This window comes from Ectothiorhodospira shaposhnikovii, assembly GCF_047222355.1.
GTDB lineage: Bacteria > Pseudomonadota > Gammaproteobacteria > Ectothiorhodospirales > Ectothiorhodospiraceae > Ectothiorhodospira.
Window position 1 is genome coordinate 791,977 of sequence record NZ_CP178333.1, and the last position, 15,524, is coordinate 807,500.

The window sequence follows — 15,524 nt, forward strand, 5'->3', positions numbered from 1 at the left end:
TCCCCATACATCCGCTGCACAGGAGTCCATCGTGGCAGAAACCCCCGGCACCGTGGCCCTGGCCTTCACCGGAGCCTCCGGGGCCCAGTACGGCCTGCGTCTGCTTGAATGCCTGATCCGGGCCGGCGTGCGTGTCTATCTCATGGTGTCCCGTCCCGCCCAGGTGGTCATCAGCATGGAAACGGATCTGTCCATGCCCGGTCGATCCCGGGAGATCGAGCAGTTCTTTTCCGAACGGTTCAATGCGGCCCCGGGCCAGTTGCGGGTGTTCGACCGGGAGCAGTGGACCGCGCCGGTGGCCAGCGGCTCTTCCCCGCCCGACGCCATGGTCATCTGCCCCTGCACCACGGCCACCCTGGCCGCCGTCTCCGGCGGTGCCAGCCGTTCCCTGATCGAGCGGGCCGCGGACGTTGCCCTCAAGGAACGTCGTCGTCTGATCCTGGTGGTGCGGGAGACGCCCTTTTCCGAGATCCACCTGGAGCACATGTTGCGTCTGACCCGCATGGGCGCGGTGATCCTGCCGGCCAATCCGGCCTTCTATCATCGGCCGGAAGGGGTGGATCAGCTGGTGGATTTCGTGGTGTCACGGATTCTGGATCATCTGCATGTCCCCAACGATCTGATCCGTCGCTGGGGTGTGGAGCCTGCCGGGGAGGAATGAATGGAACTGCCGCTGTTTCCCCTCAACACCGTATTGTTTCCCGGCGGCGTCCTGCCGCTGCGGATTTTCGAGACCCGTTACATCGACATGGTGCGTCATTGTCTGCGCACCGACGCGCCCTTCGGTGTGATCCTGATCCGTGAGGGTGCCGAGGTGGCCGGGCCGGCCCGAATCCACGCCGTGGGAACCTGGGGACGGATCATCGACTGGGACCAGCGTCCCGACGGCCTGCTGGGGATCACGGTTCAGGGAGAGGTCCGTTTCCGGGTGGAGCGTACCTGGGTGCGCAAGGATGGATTGATGATGGGGGAGGTCGCCGAACTACCCACGTCACCGGACGTGTTGCTGCCCGCCGAATTCCTGTCCCTGTCCGAACTGCTGCAGCGCCTGTTGCAGGAACTGCCGCCGCCCTATCGCGGCATGACGGGTGAGTTCGACCGATGCGGCTGGGTGGGTGCCCGCCTGACGGAACTCATGCCGTTCGATCCGGCCCAAAAACAGGCGTTGCTGGAGATGGATGACCACCTGGCCCGCCTGTTCCACCTGCGTGATGCCCTCGTCGGCCTGCATCCGGGCTGATCCACACACCCTGAAGACCAAAGGAGCGGCCATGGCCGTGATCGAAATCACCCAGGACAACCTGGATGCCGCGATACAGAACAATGACACCCTGATCCTGGATTTCTGGGCCCCCTGGTGTGGTCCCTGCCGGGCCTTTGCCCCCATCTTCGAGGCGGCTTCGGAGCGTCACGACGGGGTGGCGTTCGGCAAGATCAACACCGAGCAGGAGCAGCAGCTGGCGGCCATGTTCCAGATCCGGTCCATCCCGACACTGATGATCTTCCGCGAGCAGATCATCGTGTTTGCCCAGCCGGGCATGCTGACGGCCTCCCAGCTGGATGAGGTGCTGGGCAAGGTGGCGGAGCTGGATATGAATGAGGTCCGCAGCCAGGTGGAAGCCCAGTCCCGTACAGGCAAGGCGTAGTCCTTCCGGCAGATTGTTTTCGCCGGCAGGCCGGTTCAGCCCAGCAGCATGCGCAGACCCAGCAGTATCAGCAGCACCGCAAAGAAACGCCGCACCAGCGTCACCGGCAGACGATGGGTCAGCCATGCCCCCCAGCGGGCGGTGAAATAGCTGGCCAGGGCAATGCCTGCAAAGGCCGGCCAGTACACGTAGCCGCTACTGACATCCGGCAGGGCCGGGTTGCCCCAGCCGTGAATGATGAAACCCGCCGTGCCCGCCAGGGCAATGGGCAGACCCGCCGCCGCCGCCGTGGCAATGGCCTGGCGCAGATGGACGTTGAACCACACCAGGAACGGCACCGTCAGGGTGCCGCCGCCGATGCCCAGCAGGGCCGAAACCCCACCGATCAACCCGCCGCCGGTGCTCAGCACCGCCGTGCCCGGCAAGGGTCGACCCACCTTGGGCGGCAGGTTCAACAACAGATACAGGGCCACCAGGATCTCGAATACGCCGAAGACCCGGCGCAACAGTATCGCGCTCATGAACTCGGCCAGGGTAGCGCCTGCCAGCGCCCCCAGGATGATGCCCGGTATCAGTCGCCTGAGCACGTCCCAGCGCACGGCCCCATGACGGTGATGGGCGCGGGTCGAGGCGATTGCGGTGGGAATGATGGTGGCCAGGGACGTGCCGATGGCCAGGTGGGTGATCACGCCGGGATCCATCTGCTGGCGGGTGAACAGCCAGACCAGGACCGGAACGATGATCAGGCCCCCGCCCACGCCCAGCAGGCCGGCAATGACCCCGGTAAAGGCCCCCAGCGCCAGATAGGTGGCGATCTCTCCCATGGGGCAGGCTCTCCCTTGGTGATGTGGTCAACAAAAAGGGCCGCCCGTTGGGCGGCCCGTTCAGATCCGGTGCCATGGGGACGGCATGGGGCCTTCAAGCCGCTGCCAGTCCGTGTGGGGCCGGGTTTCTTCGGATCAGGCCAGGGCCTTGAAGGCGTCGGCGGCGGCCTTGATGGTGGCCTCCAGATCCTGCGCGCTGTGGCTGCTGGACAGGAATCCGGCTTCGAAGGCGGAGGGTGCCAGGTAGACGCCGCGATCCAGCATCAGATGGAAGAACTTGCCGAACCGGGCCACGTCGCACTGACCGACCTGGTGGAAGTTGGTCACTGCCGGCTGGTCGGTGAAGAACAGACCGAACATGCCGCCCACCTGGTTGGCGGCCATGGGAATGCCGGCCTTCTTCGCTTCGCCCAGGATGCCGGAGACCAGGGTTTCGGTCTTGGCGGTCAGGTCTTCATGGAAGCCCGGAGCGGAGAGAATTTCCAGGGTTTTCAGGCCCGCGGTCATGGCGATGGGGTTGCCGGACAGGGTGCCTGCCTGATAGACCGGGCCCAGCGGGGAGAGGAATTCCATCACCTGACGGCGGCCGCCGAAGGCACCCACCGGCATGCCGCCACCGATGACCTTGCCCAGGGTGGTGAGGTCGGGCTTGATGCCGTAATAGGCCTGGGCGCAGCCCAGGGCGACGCGGAAGCCGGTCATCACCTCGTCGAAGATCAGCAGGGCGCCGTATTCGTCGCAGACACTGCGCAGGCCTTCCAGGAAGCCGGGGGCCGGGGGCACGCAGTTCATGTTGCCGGCCACGGGCTCGACGATGATACAGGCGATCTCGTTGCCCACCTGAGAGAACACGTCCTTGACCTGTTCCAGATCGTTGTAGCTGACGGTGAGGGTGTGCTCCGCCAGGGAGACGGGAACACCGGGGGAGTTGGGCTCGCCCAGGGTGAGGGCGCCGGAGCCGGCCTTCACCAGCAGGGAATCGCCATGGCCGTGATAGCAGCCTTCAAACTTGAGGATCTTGTCGCGGCCGGTGAAGCCGCGGGCCAGGCGGATGGCGCTCATGGTGGCCTCGGTGCCGGAGCTGGTCATGCGCACCATTTCCATGGAGGGCACCAGTTCGCAGACCCGATCGGCCAGCTGGATTTCCAGCTCGGTGGGGGCGCCGAAAGACAGGCCGTTGAGGGCGGCCTCGCGCACGGCGGCAATCACCTCCGGGTGGGCGTGGCCGGCGATCATCGGCCCCCAGGAGCCCACGTAGTCGATGTAGCGCTTGCCGTCCGCGTCGTACATGTAGGCGCCCTGGGCGCGTTCGATGAAGATCGGGTCGCCGCCCACGCCCTTGAAGGCGCGGACCGGAGAGTTCACGCCACCGGGGATGTGCTTCTGGGCTGCCTGGAAGAGATCATGGGATTTTGTCATGGGGTGTGATCTTTCGCTGTGTTGGCTGGTGAATGGGGGCTGTCGCAAATAAAGCCCTACAAGATACTCGATACCGCCCGCCTTGGAAAATCAAAGCGCTGCAAACCTTGCGTGGGTCAAAAACGGGCGCTCAGGTCGGCGGCGGCGGCACGGATGTCGGGAGCGGAGAACACGCCCTGTATCACCGCCAGCATGTGGGCGCCGGCCTGGATCACCCTGTCGGCATTGTCCTGGGTGATGCCGCCGATGGCGGTGATGGGGACGGCGAGCGATTGGCGGGCTTCACGGATCAGGCTCAAGGGGGCATGGACGGCGGCGGGTTTGGTGCCGGAGGGGAACAGGGCGCCGAAGGCCACGTAGTCCGCTCCCGCCGCTTCGGCCCGGCGGGCCAGTTCCAGGCGGTTATAACAGGAGACGCCGATGATCCGTTCGGGGCCGATCAGTGCCCGGGCCGTGGCAATGTCACCGTCATCGCTGCCGATATGAACGCCATCCGCCTCCACTCGGGCCGCCAGCGCCACATCGTCGTTGACGATGAACAGGGCCTGATGGTGCCGGCACAGCCGGCACAGTGCTCGGGATTCAGCCAGGCGTCGGTCATGGTCCCGGCTCTTGTCCCGGTACTGGAGGATGCGGGCGCCGCCGGTCAGCGCCGCCGCGGCCTGTTCAAGCAGGGTGTCGCCGGCATCCTGGGGGGTGATCACATAGAGCCCGTGCAGCCGGGCATGCCTAGAAGTGAGCGGTGTCGTCATCGGCTGGATCTTCGTCCTCGGATTCATCGCCGGCCCAGAACAGGCGATTGGGAATGAGCTGGCCCATGCCCAGCCGGTGGGCCCGGTCCAGGCTGTGCCAGGTATAGGTGAGGGCCTCGTGGACGGCGGAAGCCGGTTCGATGCCCTGGGCGAGCAGGGCGGCGATCGCCGCCGAGAGGGTGCAGCCGGAACCGTGATACTCACCGGGCAGGCGGTCCACCGGGTAGGCTTCCAGACGGCGATGGTTGCCGTAGAGCACGTTCTGCACCCGCGCGGTGTTTTCGTGGGTGCCGGTGATGAGGACATATTCGCAGCCCTGTTCCAGCAGGAACATGGCGCAGGCGTCCAGGGTATCGCAACCTTGGGCCAGTACCCGGGCCTCCGGGCTGTTGGGGGTGAGCAGGGTGGTGAAGGGCAGCAGCAGGCTGTTGATGGCGTCCACCATCTCCTCCGTGGCCAGGGCGGTGCCGGCACCCGAGGCCAGCACCGGGTCCAGTACCACCGGCAGGTCCGGGTAGTCGGTGAGCAGGGTATGGATGGCCTGTACGCCCTCGACGGAGCCGATCATGCCGATCTTGACCGCGGCCACGGGCATGTCTTCCAACACGGCCCGCGCCTGCTGGACAATGAGTTCCGCATCCAGGGGCGCGATGCCGATGACGTCGGAGGTGTCCTGCACCGTGATCGTGGTGATCACGGACACGGGATGGCAACCCATGCTCAGGATGGATTCGATGTCGGCCTGGATGCCGGCGCCCCCGGTGGGGTCGTGCCCTGCCAGGGTCATGACGACGGGAACCGATGGAGTGGTGGTCATGGTAAGCTCCCAGTGGGTAATCCATCAGAGTGTATCACTCGCCCGGGCCATGCCCGGGATATCACACCAGCGGAGGTCGGTTTGCCGTGAAGACTTATCAATGCGTGATTTGCGGATTTGTCTATGACGAGGCCAAGGGGCTGCCGGATGACGGTATTGCGCCGGGGACCCCCTGGGAGGAAGTCCCCGAAGACTGGGTGTGTCCCGAATGCGGGGCGGACAAGTCGGATTTCGAGGAGATGGCGGGCTGAAGCGGGAGTCCGGACCGCGGGTCGGCCGCTGTCAGGCCGGCGCTGCCGTCGCTATTGGAGCCGTCGTCACGGGCTGGGGCTGTCGTCACGAACTGGGGCTGTCGTCACTCCCGCGAAAGCGGGAGCCCAGGGTTTTGATTTCGTGATTGGATTCCCGCTTTCGCGGGAATGGCCGGTCCAGGGCCGTCATCAGGGCCTCACCGCAGGGAAATCTGCTGCCAGCCCCGTTCCCTGGCGGTGGCGGTGAGCTTATCGTCACCGTCCACCACCACCGGATTGTCCACCCGCTCCAGCAGCGGCAGGTCATTGTGGGAGTCGCTGTAGAACCAGCTCCCCTCCAGATCCAGCGCCGGTTGCCGTGCCAGCCACTGCTCCAGGCGCTTCACCTTGCCGCCCTGGAAGCAGGGTATCCCTTCCAGTTCCCCGGTATAGGCGCCGTCGCGGAATTCCGGTTCCGTGGCCAGCAGATGGTCCACCTCCAGGGCTTCGGCAATGGGCTGGGTGACGAAACGGTTGGTGGCGGTGATGATCAGCAGGGTGTCACCGGCTTCCCGGTGGCGGTCCAGGATCTCCCGGGCACGGGGCGCGATCAGATCGCGGATGCGGGTTTCCATGAACTCCTCGCGCCAGGCCAGCAGATCTTCCAGGGTATTGGCCGCCAGCGGCGAGAAGGAAAAACGGCAGAATTCCAGGATGTCCAGGGTGCCGGCCTTGTAGGCCTCGAAGAACTCCAGGTTGCGGGCCTTGTAGGCATCGGCGTCCACGACGCCTCGATCCACGAGGAAACGCCCCCACTCGTAATCGCTGTCTCCCGCCAGGAGGGTGTTGTCCAGGTCGAACAGGGCAAGGCTCACCGCGTGTCTCCTCATCATCGTCATCTTGATCTGAATCCTGCATTCTACATCAGCCCGGCACGGGCAAGGCCATCGTGCCGAAGCTTGCCCTGGAGCATTTGCCGATCGGCTTCGCTTGTGAAAAAATGCAATTCACAGACCAGCTTCCAAGTGACCTCCTTAAGTGATTGATTGTGATGGCTATAGGCCCAACGTCGGTATCATCCTGTGCAATCGGGATCGCCGCCTGTTCTGGGCCAAGCGCATCGGGCAGCAGGCCTGGCAATTTCCCCAGGGGGGGATTCGTCGGGATGAGACGCCAACGGAGGCCATGTACCGTGAACTGGCGGAGGAAACCGGCCTTGAGCCCGTCGATGTGGAAGTCATCGGCAGCACCCGGGACTGGTTGCGCTACCGCCTACCCAAGCACCTGATCCGGCGCCGGTCGGGGCCGGTGTGCATCGGCCAGAAACAGGTCTGGTTCCTGGTGCGGCTGGTGGGGGACGACGGCCGCGTTCGGCTGGATGCCGCGCCCCATCCCGAGTTCGATGCCTGGCGCTGGGTGGATTACTGGCATCCCATGCGCGAGGTGGTGTTCTTCAAGCGCCATGTCTATCGCCAGGCCCTGCGGGAGCTGGCACCGTTACTGTTTCAGGAGGACGTGCCCTCCTGTCCTGCCGAGCGGCGCTACCGCCCCCGCCGGCTCTGAGCCACCCTGGGCCGCGGCGGCGGCCCCCTTGTCCCGGCACCCTTTACCCATGCTCCATGTTCTCAGACGCATCGTTCTGGAGGTAAGCGCCGCCGATAACCTGACATCGGCCCTGGGCATCATCGTTCGGCGCGTCAAGCAGGAGCTGGATATCGATGTCTGCTCCGTCTATCTGAGCGAGCCCGGCGGCCAACGGCTGTTGCTGATGGCTTCCGAAGGCCTCAATCCCGATTCCGTCGGTCATGTGGAAATGTCCGCCGGCGAGGGGCTGGTGGGCCTGGTGGCGGAACGGGCGGAGCCGGTCAATCTGGAAAACGCCCCCGATCACCCGCGTTTCAAATATTTTCCCGAGACCGGTGAGGAACGTTATCACGCCTTTCTGGGCGTACCCATCGTGCATAACCGACGCATGCTGGGGGTGCTGGTGGTGCAGCAGCGGGAGCGTCGGCGTTTTGATGACGAGCATGTGGCCTTTCTCATCACCCTGGCGGCGCAGCTGGCCGGGGCCATCAGCCACGCGGAACTCATCGGCGAGGTGGGCCGTCGACGGGAACGCCCGCCTCAGGAAAACCTGCAGATCACCGGTATTCCCGGGGCCTCCGGGGTGGCCGTGGGCCAGGGTGTGGTGGCCTATGCCCTGGCCGACCTGGATTCCGTGCCCGATCGGGATGCGGAGAATGTTCAGGAGGAGGAGCAGGTTTTTCGCGAGGCGGTGCGGGCGGTTCAGGATGAACTCAATGAGATCAAGCAGCGGATGCAGGATGTTTTGCCGACGGAAGAACTGCTGCTGTTCGATGCCTACGTCATGATGCTGGGCAGCGACAGCCTGGTGAACGGCACGGTGGATCGCATCCGGGCCGGCAGCTGGGCGCCCTCGGCCCTGAGGGATACCGTGCGGGAAAGCACCCGGGCCTTCGAGGAGATGGATGACCCCTATCTGAGCGAGCGGGCTACCGATGTCAGGGACATCGCCCGTCGCATTCTCATGCGCCTGCAGTCCCATGTGCGCGGCCCGGAGGATTTTCCCGAGCGCACCATCCTGCTGGGAGAGGACGTCACCGCCACCCAGTTGGCCGAGGTGCCGACGGATCGTCTGGCCGGGGTGGTGTCATCCAAGGGCACCGGCTCATCCCATGTGGCCATCCTGGCCCGGGCCATGGGCATTCCGGCGGTGATGGGGGTCTCCGACCTGCCGGTGGGGCGGCTGGAAGGCCGCGAGATCGTGGTGGACGGTTACCGGGGCAGTCTCTACATTCAGCCCAGTCCGGAGTTGCTGGAGCAGTTCAAGCATCTGCAGGAAGAGGAGCAGGAGCTGGCGGAAGGCCTGCGGGCCCTGGCCCAGGAGCCGGCGATCACTCAGGATGGTTGCGAGGTGCCGGTGTATGCCAACAGTGGCCTGCTGGCGGATATTGCCCCCTCCATCCAGTCCGGCGCCGACGGCATCGGTCTCTACCGAACCGAAGTCCCCTTCATGATCCGGGACCGCTTTCCCGGAGAGGAGGAACAGTCGGAGATCTATCGAGAGGCCCTCATGTCCTTCAATCCCCGGCCAGTGACGCTGCGGACCCTGGACGTGGGCGGTGACAAGGCCTTGCCGTATTTCCCGGTGGAGGAAGACAACCCCTTTCTGGGTTGGCGGGGCATCCGCATCACCCTGGATCACCCGGAGATCTTCCTGACCCAGTTGCGCGCCATGCTGCGCGCCAGCCAGGGGCTGAGCAATCTCCACATCCTGTTTCCCATGATCAGTTCCCTGGGAGAACTCAAAGGTGCCCTGCAGCTGCTGCAGCGGGCCCGGGATGAGCTACTGGATGAGCATTATGTGATTCCCGTGCCCCGGGTGGGCGTGATGGTCGAGGTGCCTTCCGCGGTCTATCTGGCGGAAGCCTTGGCGCGCCGGGTGGATTTTCTGTCCGTGGGAACAAACGATCTGGTGCAGTACCTGCTGGCGGTGGATCGCAACAATGCCAGGGTGGCGGATCTTTACAATGCCCTGCACCCGGCGGTGCTGCATGCCCTGGTTCATGCGGCCCGTGGCGCCCATCAGGCCGGCAAGCCCATCAGTGTCTGCGGCGAGATGGCCGCCGATCCTGCCTCGGTGATCCTGCTGCTGGGGATGGAGATCGATGCACTCAGTGTGAACGTGGCCTCCCTGTCACGGGTGAAGTGGGTGATCCGGAGCTTTTCCCGGGAGCGGGCCCGGGAGCTGCTCAATCAGTGCATGACCATGGAAGAGCCGGCGGCGATCCGGGCGCTGCTCAACAACGCCCTGGTGCAGGCCGGGCTTGGAGGGCTGGTGCGGGCCGGCAAGACCTGACCGTTGGCCTCCGTCGCCGGTGGCGCCTACAGCCACCGGGAGAGATGGCGTTCCACTTGTTGCCAGTCCATCTCCCCCACCTTCTGGTAGACGATGCGCCCGTTGGGTGCGATCAGGAATGAGGTGGGGGTCAGGCGCACGTCGCCGAAGGCCGTGGCCACCTCGCCGGTGGCGTCCAGTCCCACGGTGTAGTTGATGTCCCGTCTTCGGGCCATCTCCGCCACCTGTTCCGGCGGGTCGTAGGCCATGGCCACGCCGATCACCTTCAGGCCCCGCTCATGGTAACGGTCATGGAGTTCCCGCAGGTGAGGGATTTCCTGCACGCAGCTGATGCAGGTGGTGGCCCAGAACGTGATCAGTACCGGCCTGCCTTCCAGCGAGGCCAAGTCCACCTGGGATTGATCCAGGGTCGGCACCACCACTCTGGGCATGGGACGCAGGCCTTCCGGTGCCAGCCACAGGGCCAGCAACCCTCCGACCAGCACCACCAAAAAGGCGCCTACCAGCAGATCTCTCGTTTTCATCTTCATCATCGGCCGTTTCCGTGTTGCAAAGGGCAGGGCTGTATCTTACACGGCCATGTTCGATCTTAAACCGGTGGTCATGGGCATGTATGATGGGTCCCTTGGGCAGGGGTATCATGCCCCGGGTAGAACGTTTCACAGCTGACCGGAGATGAATGGGTGATAAGGGCAGGCATTGTCGGGGCCACCGGGTATACGGGGGTTGAACTGTTGCGGCTGTTGCTGGCCCACCCGCGGGTGGAGCCGGCGGTGATCACTTCGCGGGGCAATGCCGGTGAGCCGCTGGAATCCCTGTTTCCGAACTTGCGCGGACAGGGGGCGCTGGTGTTTCAGGCACCTGATGCTGACGCCCTGGGTGACTGTGACGTGGTCTTCTTTGCCACGCCCCATGGAGTGGCGCACGCCATGGCCGGTGACCTGCTGGCGCGAGGTACCCGGGTCATCGATCTGTCCGCCGATTTCCGCATTAAGGATCCGCACCTGTGGAGCCGGTGGTACGGCCAGCCCCATGGCGCCCCCGAACTGCTGGACGAGGCGGTCTACGGGTTGCCGGAGATCCACCGCGCCCGGATTACGCAGGCCCGCCTGATTGCCGTACCCGGCTGCTACCCTACCGCCGTCACCCTCGGGTTCCTGCCCTTGCTGGAGCAGGGCGTGGTGGATCCTGCCCGCCTGGTGGCCGACGCCAAGTCCGGTGTCAGCGGCGCCGGGCGCAAGGCCCAGGTGGGATCGCTGCTGTGCGAGGCTTCCGAAAACTTCAAGGCCTATGCGGTGCCGGGGCACCGGCATCTGCCGGAGATCCTGCAGACCCTGTCCGCGGTTGCCGGACAATCGCCGGGTTTGACCTTCGTGCCTCATCTGGTGCCCATGATCCGCGGCATTCTGGCCAGTCTCTACGCCACGCTGACCCACGCCGATACGGATCTGCAGGCGCTTTACGAAGCGCGCTATGCCGGGGAACCCTTTGTGGACGTGCTGCCCGCGGGCGGCCATCCGGAAACCCGCAGCGTCCGCGGTACCAATCTGTGCCGCCTGGCGGTGCATCGACCCGGTGGTGGGGATACGGTGGTGGTGCTTTCCGCCATCGACAATCTGGTCAAGGGGGCCTCCGGTCAGGCGGTGCAGAACATGAATCTCATGTTCGGACTGCCGGAGACACTTGGGCTGGAATCCATCGCCGTGCTGCCCTGACATCATGGTCAGGCGACGGGTCCCTGGCGGGTACTACCATGGCGGACGCTCTCGCCCCTGGTGGGTGTGGTTGTCCGCCGTATTGGTGGCGGGGATTCTGCTGATTGCCGGATGGCAGGTCTATCAGCTGGGTTATGAGCGCGGCCTGCTGTACGGGCAGGATTCGGATCTGCAGATCGCGGAACTGCGGCCCCGATACAAGGATCTTGAAGTGGCCCACCGTCAGCTCAGGCAACGCCATGCGGTGCTGGAACGGGACCTGATGATCGAACGTGAGGCGTCGGCGCGGGTCCGTGAGTCGATTCACGACATGGAGCAACGCATCTACCACCTGACGGAGGAACTGGATTTCTTCCGTAACATCATCTCGCCGGAAGACCTGGAGCGCGGGCTTCACATCCAGCGGGTCAGGCTGGAACCGGACCCGGACAATCCCGGGCATTATTTCTACCAGGTGGTGCTGACCCAGGTGCAGGGCAGTCAGGTGGTGGAGGGGACCTTGCGACTGGGGCTGGAGGGGCGTGATGGCGGTGAACGGGTGCGTTACGACCACGCAACCATCTGCCCGGATCAGGCTCGGGGCAGGGGCTTTTCGTTCCGCTATTTTCAGGTGCTCGAAGGGCGTCTGGTGTTGCCCGAACAGCTGCTGCCGGAACGTCTGATGATCGAGGCCGAGCCTGCCGGGAGCGGGCTGCGTGTCGCGGAACAGTCCCTGCCGTGGCAATCCCTTTTCAATCTCAGTGGAGGCAACCCCTGATGTGGTCCCGTCGCAAGAAAATCAAGCCCGCCCGAGTGGATACCATCGTGGGTCGAAACACGGTCATTACCGGTGACGTGAAATTTTCCGGCGGTCTGCACCTGGAGGGCACGGTGCGCGGCAATCTGCTGGCCGATGATGCGTCTCAGGAGTCCGTTCTGATCCTCAACCAAGGCGCCCTGGTGGAAGGGGATGTCAGGGTTCCCCGGGTGATCATCAATGGGTCCGTGGAAGGCGATGTGCATGCCTTCGTGCATGTGGAACTGGCGCCCCACGCGCGCATTCGCGGCAATCTGCACTACACCATGATGGAAATGGCCGCCGGAGCCGAGGTCAACGGCAGTCTGGTCAGGCAGTCCGACGAGCCCATGCGGCTTGAGCATCTGGATGTCCCGGCGGAGAATGCCCGTCGCGAGGTCGGCAAGAAGCCTGCGGGGGCGACTGAAGCCGCGCCCGCCATGCCGGACGCGGTAACCAAGGATTCTTGACCGTTTCCGTAAGCCAATGATAGCGTAGCGGGATCGCCCACCCCGGGCCCAAGACAGCGACCACGGAGAAGCAGAGAAGATGAGCGCAACCGAAACCAGTACCGATGCCATGCCCAGCCCGCTGGTGTTCACCGATTCCGCGGCGGCCAAGGTGAAGGCCCTGATCGACGAGGAAAACAATCCCGAGCTCAAGCTGCGCGTCTTCGTCAGCGGCGGTGGCTGCTCCGGGTTCCAGTACGGTTTCACCTTCGATGAGGAAGTCAATGAAGGGGATACCACCGTAGAGAAGGCAGGGGTGACCCTGCTCATCGATCCCATGAGTTTCCAGTACCTGATGGGGGCCGAGATCGACTACACGGAGAGCCTGGAAGGGGCTCAGTTCGTGATTCGCAACCCCAATGCCACCACCACCTGTGGTTGCGGGTCTTCATTCTCCGTCTGACGGGAGTGTCGGCATGAATCTCCCCCGGTTGCTCGCCCTGGTCCGTTTCGGCTGGTATCGCATGATGGCCCAGTTGGGTCATGACACCGGCCGTTTCAATGTCGGTTACATGTATGCCAGAGGTCAGGGCGTCCGGCAGGATGATGCCGAGGCGGTCCGCTGGTACCGGATGGCGGCCGAGAACGGGGACCTCAATGCCCAGACCAACCTGGCGCTGATGTACGTCCAGGGGCGGGGCGTGGACAAGGATGAGGTCCAGGCCCTACGCTGGTACCGGCAGGCAGCGGAGCAGGGTAGCACCCGTGCCCAGTGCAATCTGGCCTATCTGTACCTGCACGGTATCGGTACGGATGCGGACGAAGCGCGAGCCGCCCATTGGTATCGGATGGCGGCGGATCTGGAAAATCCCGCGGCCCAGTCCGACCTGGGGGTGTTGTATGCCAATGGCCGTGGTGTTCCCCGGGATCTGGTTCAGGCCTACATGTGGACGCAGCTGGCTGCCTTTCAGGGATATGCACAGGCGGAGGAGAACCTCGGGCAATACGCCGCCGACATGACGCCGGAACAGATCGAGACGGCTCGCGGGCTAGCTCGGGACTGGGATGCCGAGGCCTCCTCGGCCCAGGCGCGGTCGATGGCCGCGGAACCGATGACGGTGCCGGCCCGGGAGACCTGACGCCCCGGCGAGCCATGCCCCGTCACGGGGCATGAATCCCCCCCAGCATCACGGCCCTGGATGCCCCGGTCACCGCGGGCAGGTTTCCCGTTCTGCCTTGCATGCGTTCCCTGGCCAGCCAGGCAAAGGCCATGGCCTCCACCCAATCCGGATCCAGCCCGTGGCGGCTGGAGGATTCCACGATGCAGGGTGCCAAGTGTGCCCGTAGACGCGCCATCAGGGCTCCATTGTGCACACCGCCGCCGCAGACGATCACCCTCGCGGCGTTGGAGGCGTGGGACTGGATGGCCCGGGCAATGCTCGTGGCCGTGAATTCCAGCAGGCTACGCTGAACATCCGCTGCCGACACCCCCGGGCAGGTCGCCAGGTGGGCCTGGAGCCAGGTCGGGCTGAAGTATTCCGTTCCCGTGCTCTTGGGCGGTGCCAGATCCAGGTAGGGGTCCGCCATCCAGCGTGCCAGCAAGGCTTCCGACACCTGTCCGGTCATGGCCCAATCACCGTTTTCATCGTGCCGCGCCTGTCGATGGTGACGGATCCAGTGATCCATCAAGGTGTTGGCCGGCCCGGTATCAAAGCCGAGTACCAGGGCCTGGGCCGAGGTCGGCAGGTGGGTGATGTTGGCGATCCCGCCCAGATTGAGTACCACGCGATCCTCCCTCGGATGTTGCAGCACGGCCCGATGAAAGGCCGGTACCAGCGGTGCGCCCTGGCCGCCGACGGCCACGTCGGCGGTACGAAAATCCGCCACCACGGTCAGACCGGTGGCCTGGGCGATCCGGGCCGGACTGCCGATCTGCAGAGTGAAGGGCGGATGCGCGTCCGGTCGATGCCGTACCGTCTGTCCGTGGCTGCCGATGGCCGTGATGGTGCTGGCGGGTACCTGTGCCCGCGCCAGCAGGGACAGGGCGGCGTCGGCCATCAGATCGCCGGTCAGGGCGTCCAGGCGTCCGAAATCATCCAGATTGCCGCGCCAGTCCGGCGCCGCCAGTGTCCTCAAGTCCTGTCGCAATGACTCGGGAAATGGGTGCGCGATGGCCATCAGGCATTGCGGTCCGTCGGCATTGAATTCCACCAGGGCGGCATCCACGGCATCCATGCTGGTGCCCGAGATCAGTCCGATATAGCGTTCGGTCATGCAGGTTCTCTTCCAGATTCAGAGGGCGGGGCCGTGTGTCGGATCGTTTCTTTGGTTATCATCGCCCTCCATCCCGATGTCAAATCAACGTCCTGATACACGTATCCACAGAGAAAGGAAATGACCGAAGTTTCAGATCAGATCGAGCGCATTCGTCGTGGCTGTCATGAACTCCTGCTGGAAGAGGAGTTGCGGGAGAAGCTCAAGGCCGGGCGCCCCCTGAAGATCAAGGCCGGTTTTGATCCCACGGCACCCGATCTGCACCTGGGACATACGGTGCTGCTCAACAAGCTGCGTCAGTTCCAGGACCTGGGGCATGAGGCCATCTTTCTGATCGGTGACTTCACCGGCATGATTGGTGACCCCAGCGGCAAGAACAGCACCCGTCCTCCGCTGACTCCGGAGCAGGTGGCCGAGAATGCCCGCACCTATCAGGAGCAGATCTTCAAGATCCTGGACCCGGAGCGGACTCGGGTCACGTTCAATTCCGCCTGGATGAGTAAGCTCAGTGCTGCCGACATGATCCAGCTGGCGGCTCGTCACACCGTGGCGCGAATGCTGGAACGGGATGATTTCCACAAACGCTACACCGCGGGTCAGCCCATTGCCATTCATGAATTCCTCTACCCGCTGATCCAGGGCTATGACTCGGTGCAGTTGCAGTCCGACGTGGAACTGGGCGGGACCGATCAGAAGTTCAATCTTCTCATGGGGCGAGAATTACAGAAGCAGTATGGCCAGTC

The 15,524-nt window shown here is 64.4% G+C and carries 19 protein-coding genes (1 of these 19 running past the window's edge); 12 read left to right on the plus strand and 7 right to left on the minus strand.

Annotated elements, in window-relative coordinates:
- Positions 1-31: 31 nt before the first annotated feature.
- Genes ACLF6L_RS03595 through trxA form a run of 3 tightly spaced genes read left to right on the plus strand, consistent with a single transcriptional unit; the run spans position 32 to position 1,646 of the window.
- Positions 32-661 carry a flavin prenyltransferase UbiX gene (locus ACLF6L_RS03595; RefSeq protein ID WP_008931061.1) on the plus strand — a complete coding sequence of 210 codons (630 nt, stop codon included), beginning with the start codon at positions 32-34 and terminating at the stop codon, positions 659-661.
- Entirely contained in the window at positions 662-1,240 is a 579-nt protein-coding gene (locus ACLF6L_RS03600) for an LON peptidase substrate-binding domain-containing protein (RefSeq protein ID WP_238617463.1), read from the plus strand.
- Positions 1,241-1,271: 31 nt separating this feature from the next.
- Positions 1,272-1,646 carry a thioredoxin gene (gene trxA / locus ACLF6L_RS03605; RefSeq protein ID WP_238617464.1) on the plus strand — a complete coding sequence of 125 codons (375 nt, stop codon included), beginning with the start codon at positions 1,272-1,274 and terminating at the stop codon, positions 1,644-1,646.
- 35 nt (positions 1,647-1,681) lie between these two features.
- Here trxA and ACLF6L_RS03610 read toward each other — a convergent pair whose 3' ends face one another.
- The 4 genes from ACLF6L_RS03610 to thiD all read right to left on the minus strand — a co-directional run bounded on the left by ACLF6L_RS03610 (position 1,682) and on the right by thiD (position 5,458).
- Positions 1,682-2,470, minus strand: a complete 789-nt coding sequence (locus ACLF6L_RS03610; RefSeq protein WP_412852385.1) for a sulfite exporter TauE/SafE family protein — start codon at positions 2,468-2,470, stop codon at positions 1,682-1,684.
- Positions 2,471-2,605: 135 nt separating this feature from the next.
- The gene (gene hemL / locus ACLF6L_RS03615; RefSeq protein ID WP_008931065.1) at positions 2,606-3,889 is read right to left on the minus strand and encodes a glutamate-1-semialdehyde 2,1-aminomutase; all 1,284 of its coding nucleotides are present in this window, start codon (positions 3,887-3,889) and stop codon (positions 2,606-2,608) included.
- Between the two features lie 116 nt (positions 3,890-4,005).
- Positions 4,006-4,641: a thiamine phosphate synthase gene (gene thiE / locus ACLF6L_RS03620; protein WP_238617466.1), complete on the minus strand. Its 636-nt coding sequence runs from the start codon at positions 4,639-4,641 to the stop codon at positions 4,006-4,008.
- Positions 4,619-5,458 carry a bifunctional hydroxymethylpyrimidine kinase/phosphomethylpyrimidine kinase gene (gene thiD / locus ACLF6L_RS03625; RefSeq protein WP_238617467.1) on the minus strand — a complete coding sequence of 280 codons (840 nt, stop codon included), beginning with the start codon at positions 5,456-5,458 and terminating at the stop codon, positions 4,619-4,621. Before thiD ends, thiE begins: the two co-directional genes overlap by 23 nt.
- 86 nt (positions 5,459-5,544) lie before the next feature.
- Here thiD and ACLF6L_RS03630 point away from each other — a divergent pair, with 86 nt between their 5' ends.
- Complete coding sequence (locus tag ACLF6L_RS03630) at positions 5,545-5,709, plus strand: rubredoxin (protein ID WP_238617468.1); 165 nt, start codon at positions 5,545-5,547, stop codon at positions 5,707-5,709.
- A gap of 197 nt (positions 5,710-5,906) precedes the next feature.
- Here ACLF6L_RS03630 and ACLF6L_RS03635 read toward each other — a convergent pair whose 3' ends face one another.
- Positions 5,907-6,563, minus strand: a complete 657-nt coding sequence (locus ACLF6L_RS03635; RefSeq protein ID WP_238617469.1) for an HAD family hydrolase — start codon at positions 6,561-6,563, stop codon at positions 5,907-5,909.
- 163 nt (positions 6,564-6,726) lie between these two features.
- On the opposite strand from ACLF6L_RS03635, the gene ACLF6L_RS03640 reads away from it, so the two are divergent.
- A complete protein-coding gene (locus tag ACLF6L_RS03640; protein ID WP_008931070.1) occupies positions 6,727-7,251 on the plus strand; it encodes an RNA pyrophosphohydrolase in 525 nt (174 codons plus the stop codon).
- 49 nt (positions 7,252-7,300) lie between these two features.
- Positions 7,301-9,568 (plus strand): phosphoenolpyruvate--protein phosphotransferase, encoded by a 2,268-nt coding sequence (gene ptsP / locus ACLF6L_RS03645; protein ID WP_238617470.1) that lies wholly within the window; start codon positions 7,301-7,303, stop codon positions 9,566-9,568.
- 26 nt (positions 9,569-9,594) lie between these two features.
- Here the strand turns inward: ptsP and ACLF6L_RS03650 are convergent, their stop codons facing one another.
- Entirely contained in the window at positions 9,595-10,092 is a 498-nt protein-coding gene (locus tag ACLF6L_RS03650; protein WP_040404858.1) for a peroxiredoxin family protein, read from the minus strand.
- A 159-nt stretch (positions 10,093-10,251) separates the two neighbouring features.
- On the opposite strand from ACLF6L_RS03650, the gene argC reads away from it, so the two are divergent.
- The 5 genes from argC (at position 10,252) to ACLF6L_RS03675 (ending at position 13,646) form a co-directional block, all read left to right on the plus strand.
- A complete protein-coding gene (gene argC / locus ACLF6L_RS03655; protein ID WP_238617471.1) occupies positions 10,252-11,283 on the plus strand; it encodes an N-acetyl-gamma-glutamyl-phosphate reductase in 1,032 nt (343 codons plus the stop codon).
- A gap of 70 nt (positions 11,284-11,353) precedes the next feature.
- On the plus strand, positions 11,354-12,040 hold the full coding sequence (locus ACLF6L_RS03660; RefSeq protein ID WP_008931074.1) for a DUF6776 family protein: 687 nt from the start codon (positions 11,354-11,356) through the stop codon (positions 12,038-12,040).
- Positions 12,040-12,528 carry a bactofilin family protein gene (locus ACLF6L_RS03665; protein ID WP_238617472.1) on the plus strand — a complete coding sequence of 163 codons (489 nt, stop codon included), beginning with the start codon at positions 12,040-12,042 and terminating at the stop codon, positions 12,526-12,528. The genes ACLF6L_RS03660 and ACLF6L_RS03665 overlap by 1 nt, the downstream gene beginning before the upstream one ends.
- 79 nt (positions 12,529-12,607) lie before the next feature.
- The gene (gene erpA, locus ACLF6L_RS03670) at positions 12,608-12,970 is read left to right on the plus strand and encodes an iron-sulfur cluster insertion protein ErpA (protein WP_008931076.1); all 363 of its coding nucleotides are present in this window, start codon (positions 12,608-12,610) and stop codon (positions 12,968-12,970) included.
- A gap of 13 nt (positions 12,971-12,983) precedes the next feature.
- Positions 12,984-13,646: a tetratricopeptide repeat protein gene (locus tag ACLF6L_RS03675; RefSeq protein WP_412852386.1), complete on the plus strand. Its 663-nt coding sequence runs from the start codon at positions 12,984-12,986 to the stop codon at positions 13,644-13,646.
- A 22-nt stretch (positions 13,647-13,668) separates the two neighbouring features.
- Here ACLF6L_RS03675 and ACLF6L_RS03680 read toward each other — a convergent pair whose 3' ends face one another.
- Positions 13,669-14,781, minus strand: a complete 1,113-nt coding sequence (locus ACLF6L_RS03680) for an anhydro-N-acetylmuramic acid kinase (RefSeq protein WP_412852387.1) — start codon at positions 14,779-14,781, stop codon at positions 13,669-13,671.
- A gap of 120 nt (positions 14,782-14,901) precedes the next feature.
- Between ACLF6L_RS03680 and tyrS the strand changes: the two genes are divergently transcribed.
- Positions 14,902-15,524, plus strand: partial view of a tyrosine--tRNA ligase gene (tyrS, locus tag ACLF6L_RS03685; protein ID WP_412852388.1) — the 5' portion only. The gene runs 577 nt beyond the window's last position; 623 of the gene's 1,200 nt are visible here — the first part of the coding sequence; its start codon is at positions 14,902-14,904; its stop codon lies off the right edge, out of view.

What these genes read in the sequence shown, in the direction of transcription:
- ACLF6L_RS03600 (WP_238617463.1), top strand. Translation starts at nt 662, where the DNA reads ATGGAACTGCCGCTGTTTCCCCTCAACACCGTATTGTTTCCCGGCGGC.
- trxA (WP_238617464.1), top strand. Translation starts at nt 1,272, where the DNA reads ATGGCCGTGATCGAAATCACCCAGGACAACCTGGATGCCGCGATACAG.
- ACLF6L_RS03610 (WP_412852385.1), bottom strand. Translation starts at nt 2,470, where the DNA reads ATGGGAGAGATCGCCACCTATCTGGCGCTGGGGGCCTTTACCGGGGTC.
- hemL (WP_008931065.1), bottom strand. Translation starts at nt 3,889, where the DNA reads ATGACAAAATCCCATGATCTCTTCCAGGCAGCCCAGAAGCACATCCCC.
- thiE (WP_238617466.1), bottom strand. Translation starts at nt 4,641, where the DNA reads ATGACGACACCGCTCACTTCTAGGCATGCCCGGCTGCACGGGCTCTAT.
- thiD (WP_238617467.1), bottom strand. Translation starts at nt 5,458, where the DNA reads ATGACCACCACTCCATCGGTTCCCGTCGTCATGACCCTGGCAGGGCAC.
- ptsP (WP_238617470.1), top strand. Translation starts at nt 7,301, where the DNA reads ATGCTCCATGTTCTCAGACGCATCGTTCTGGAGGTAAGCGCCGCCGAT.
- ACLF6L_RS03650 (WP_040404858.1), bottom strand. Translation starts at nt 10,092, where the DNA reads ATGAAAACGAGAGATCTGCTGGTAGGCGCCTTTTTGGTGGTGCTGGTC.
- ACLF6L_RS03665 (WP_238617472.1), top strand. Translation starts at nt 12,040, where the DNA reads ATGTGGTCCCGTCGCAAGAAAATCAAGCCCGCCCGAGTGGATACCATC.
- erpA (WP_008931076.1), top strand. Translation starts at nt 12,608, where the DNA reads ATGAGCGCAACCGAAACCAGTACCGATGCCATGCCCAGCCCGCTGGTG.
- ACLF6L_RS03675 (WP_412852386.1), top strand. Translation starts at nt 12,984, where the DNA reads ATGAATCTCCCCCGGTTGCTCGCCCTGGTCCGTTTCGGCTGGTATCGC.
- ACLF6L_RS03680 (WP_412852387.1), bottom strand. Translation starts at nt 14,781, where the DNA reads ATGACCGAACGCTATATCGGACTGATCTCGGGCACCAGCATGGATGCC.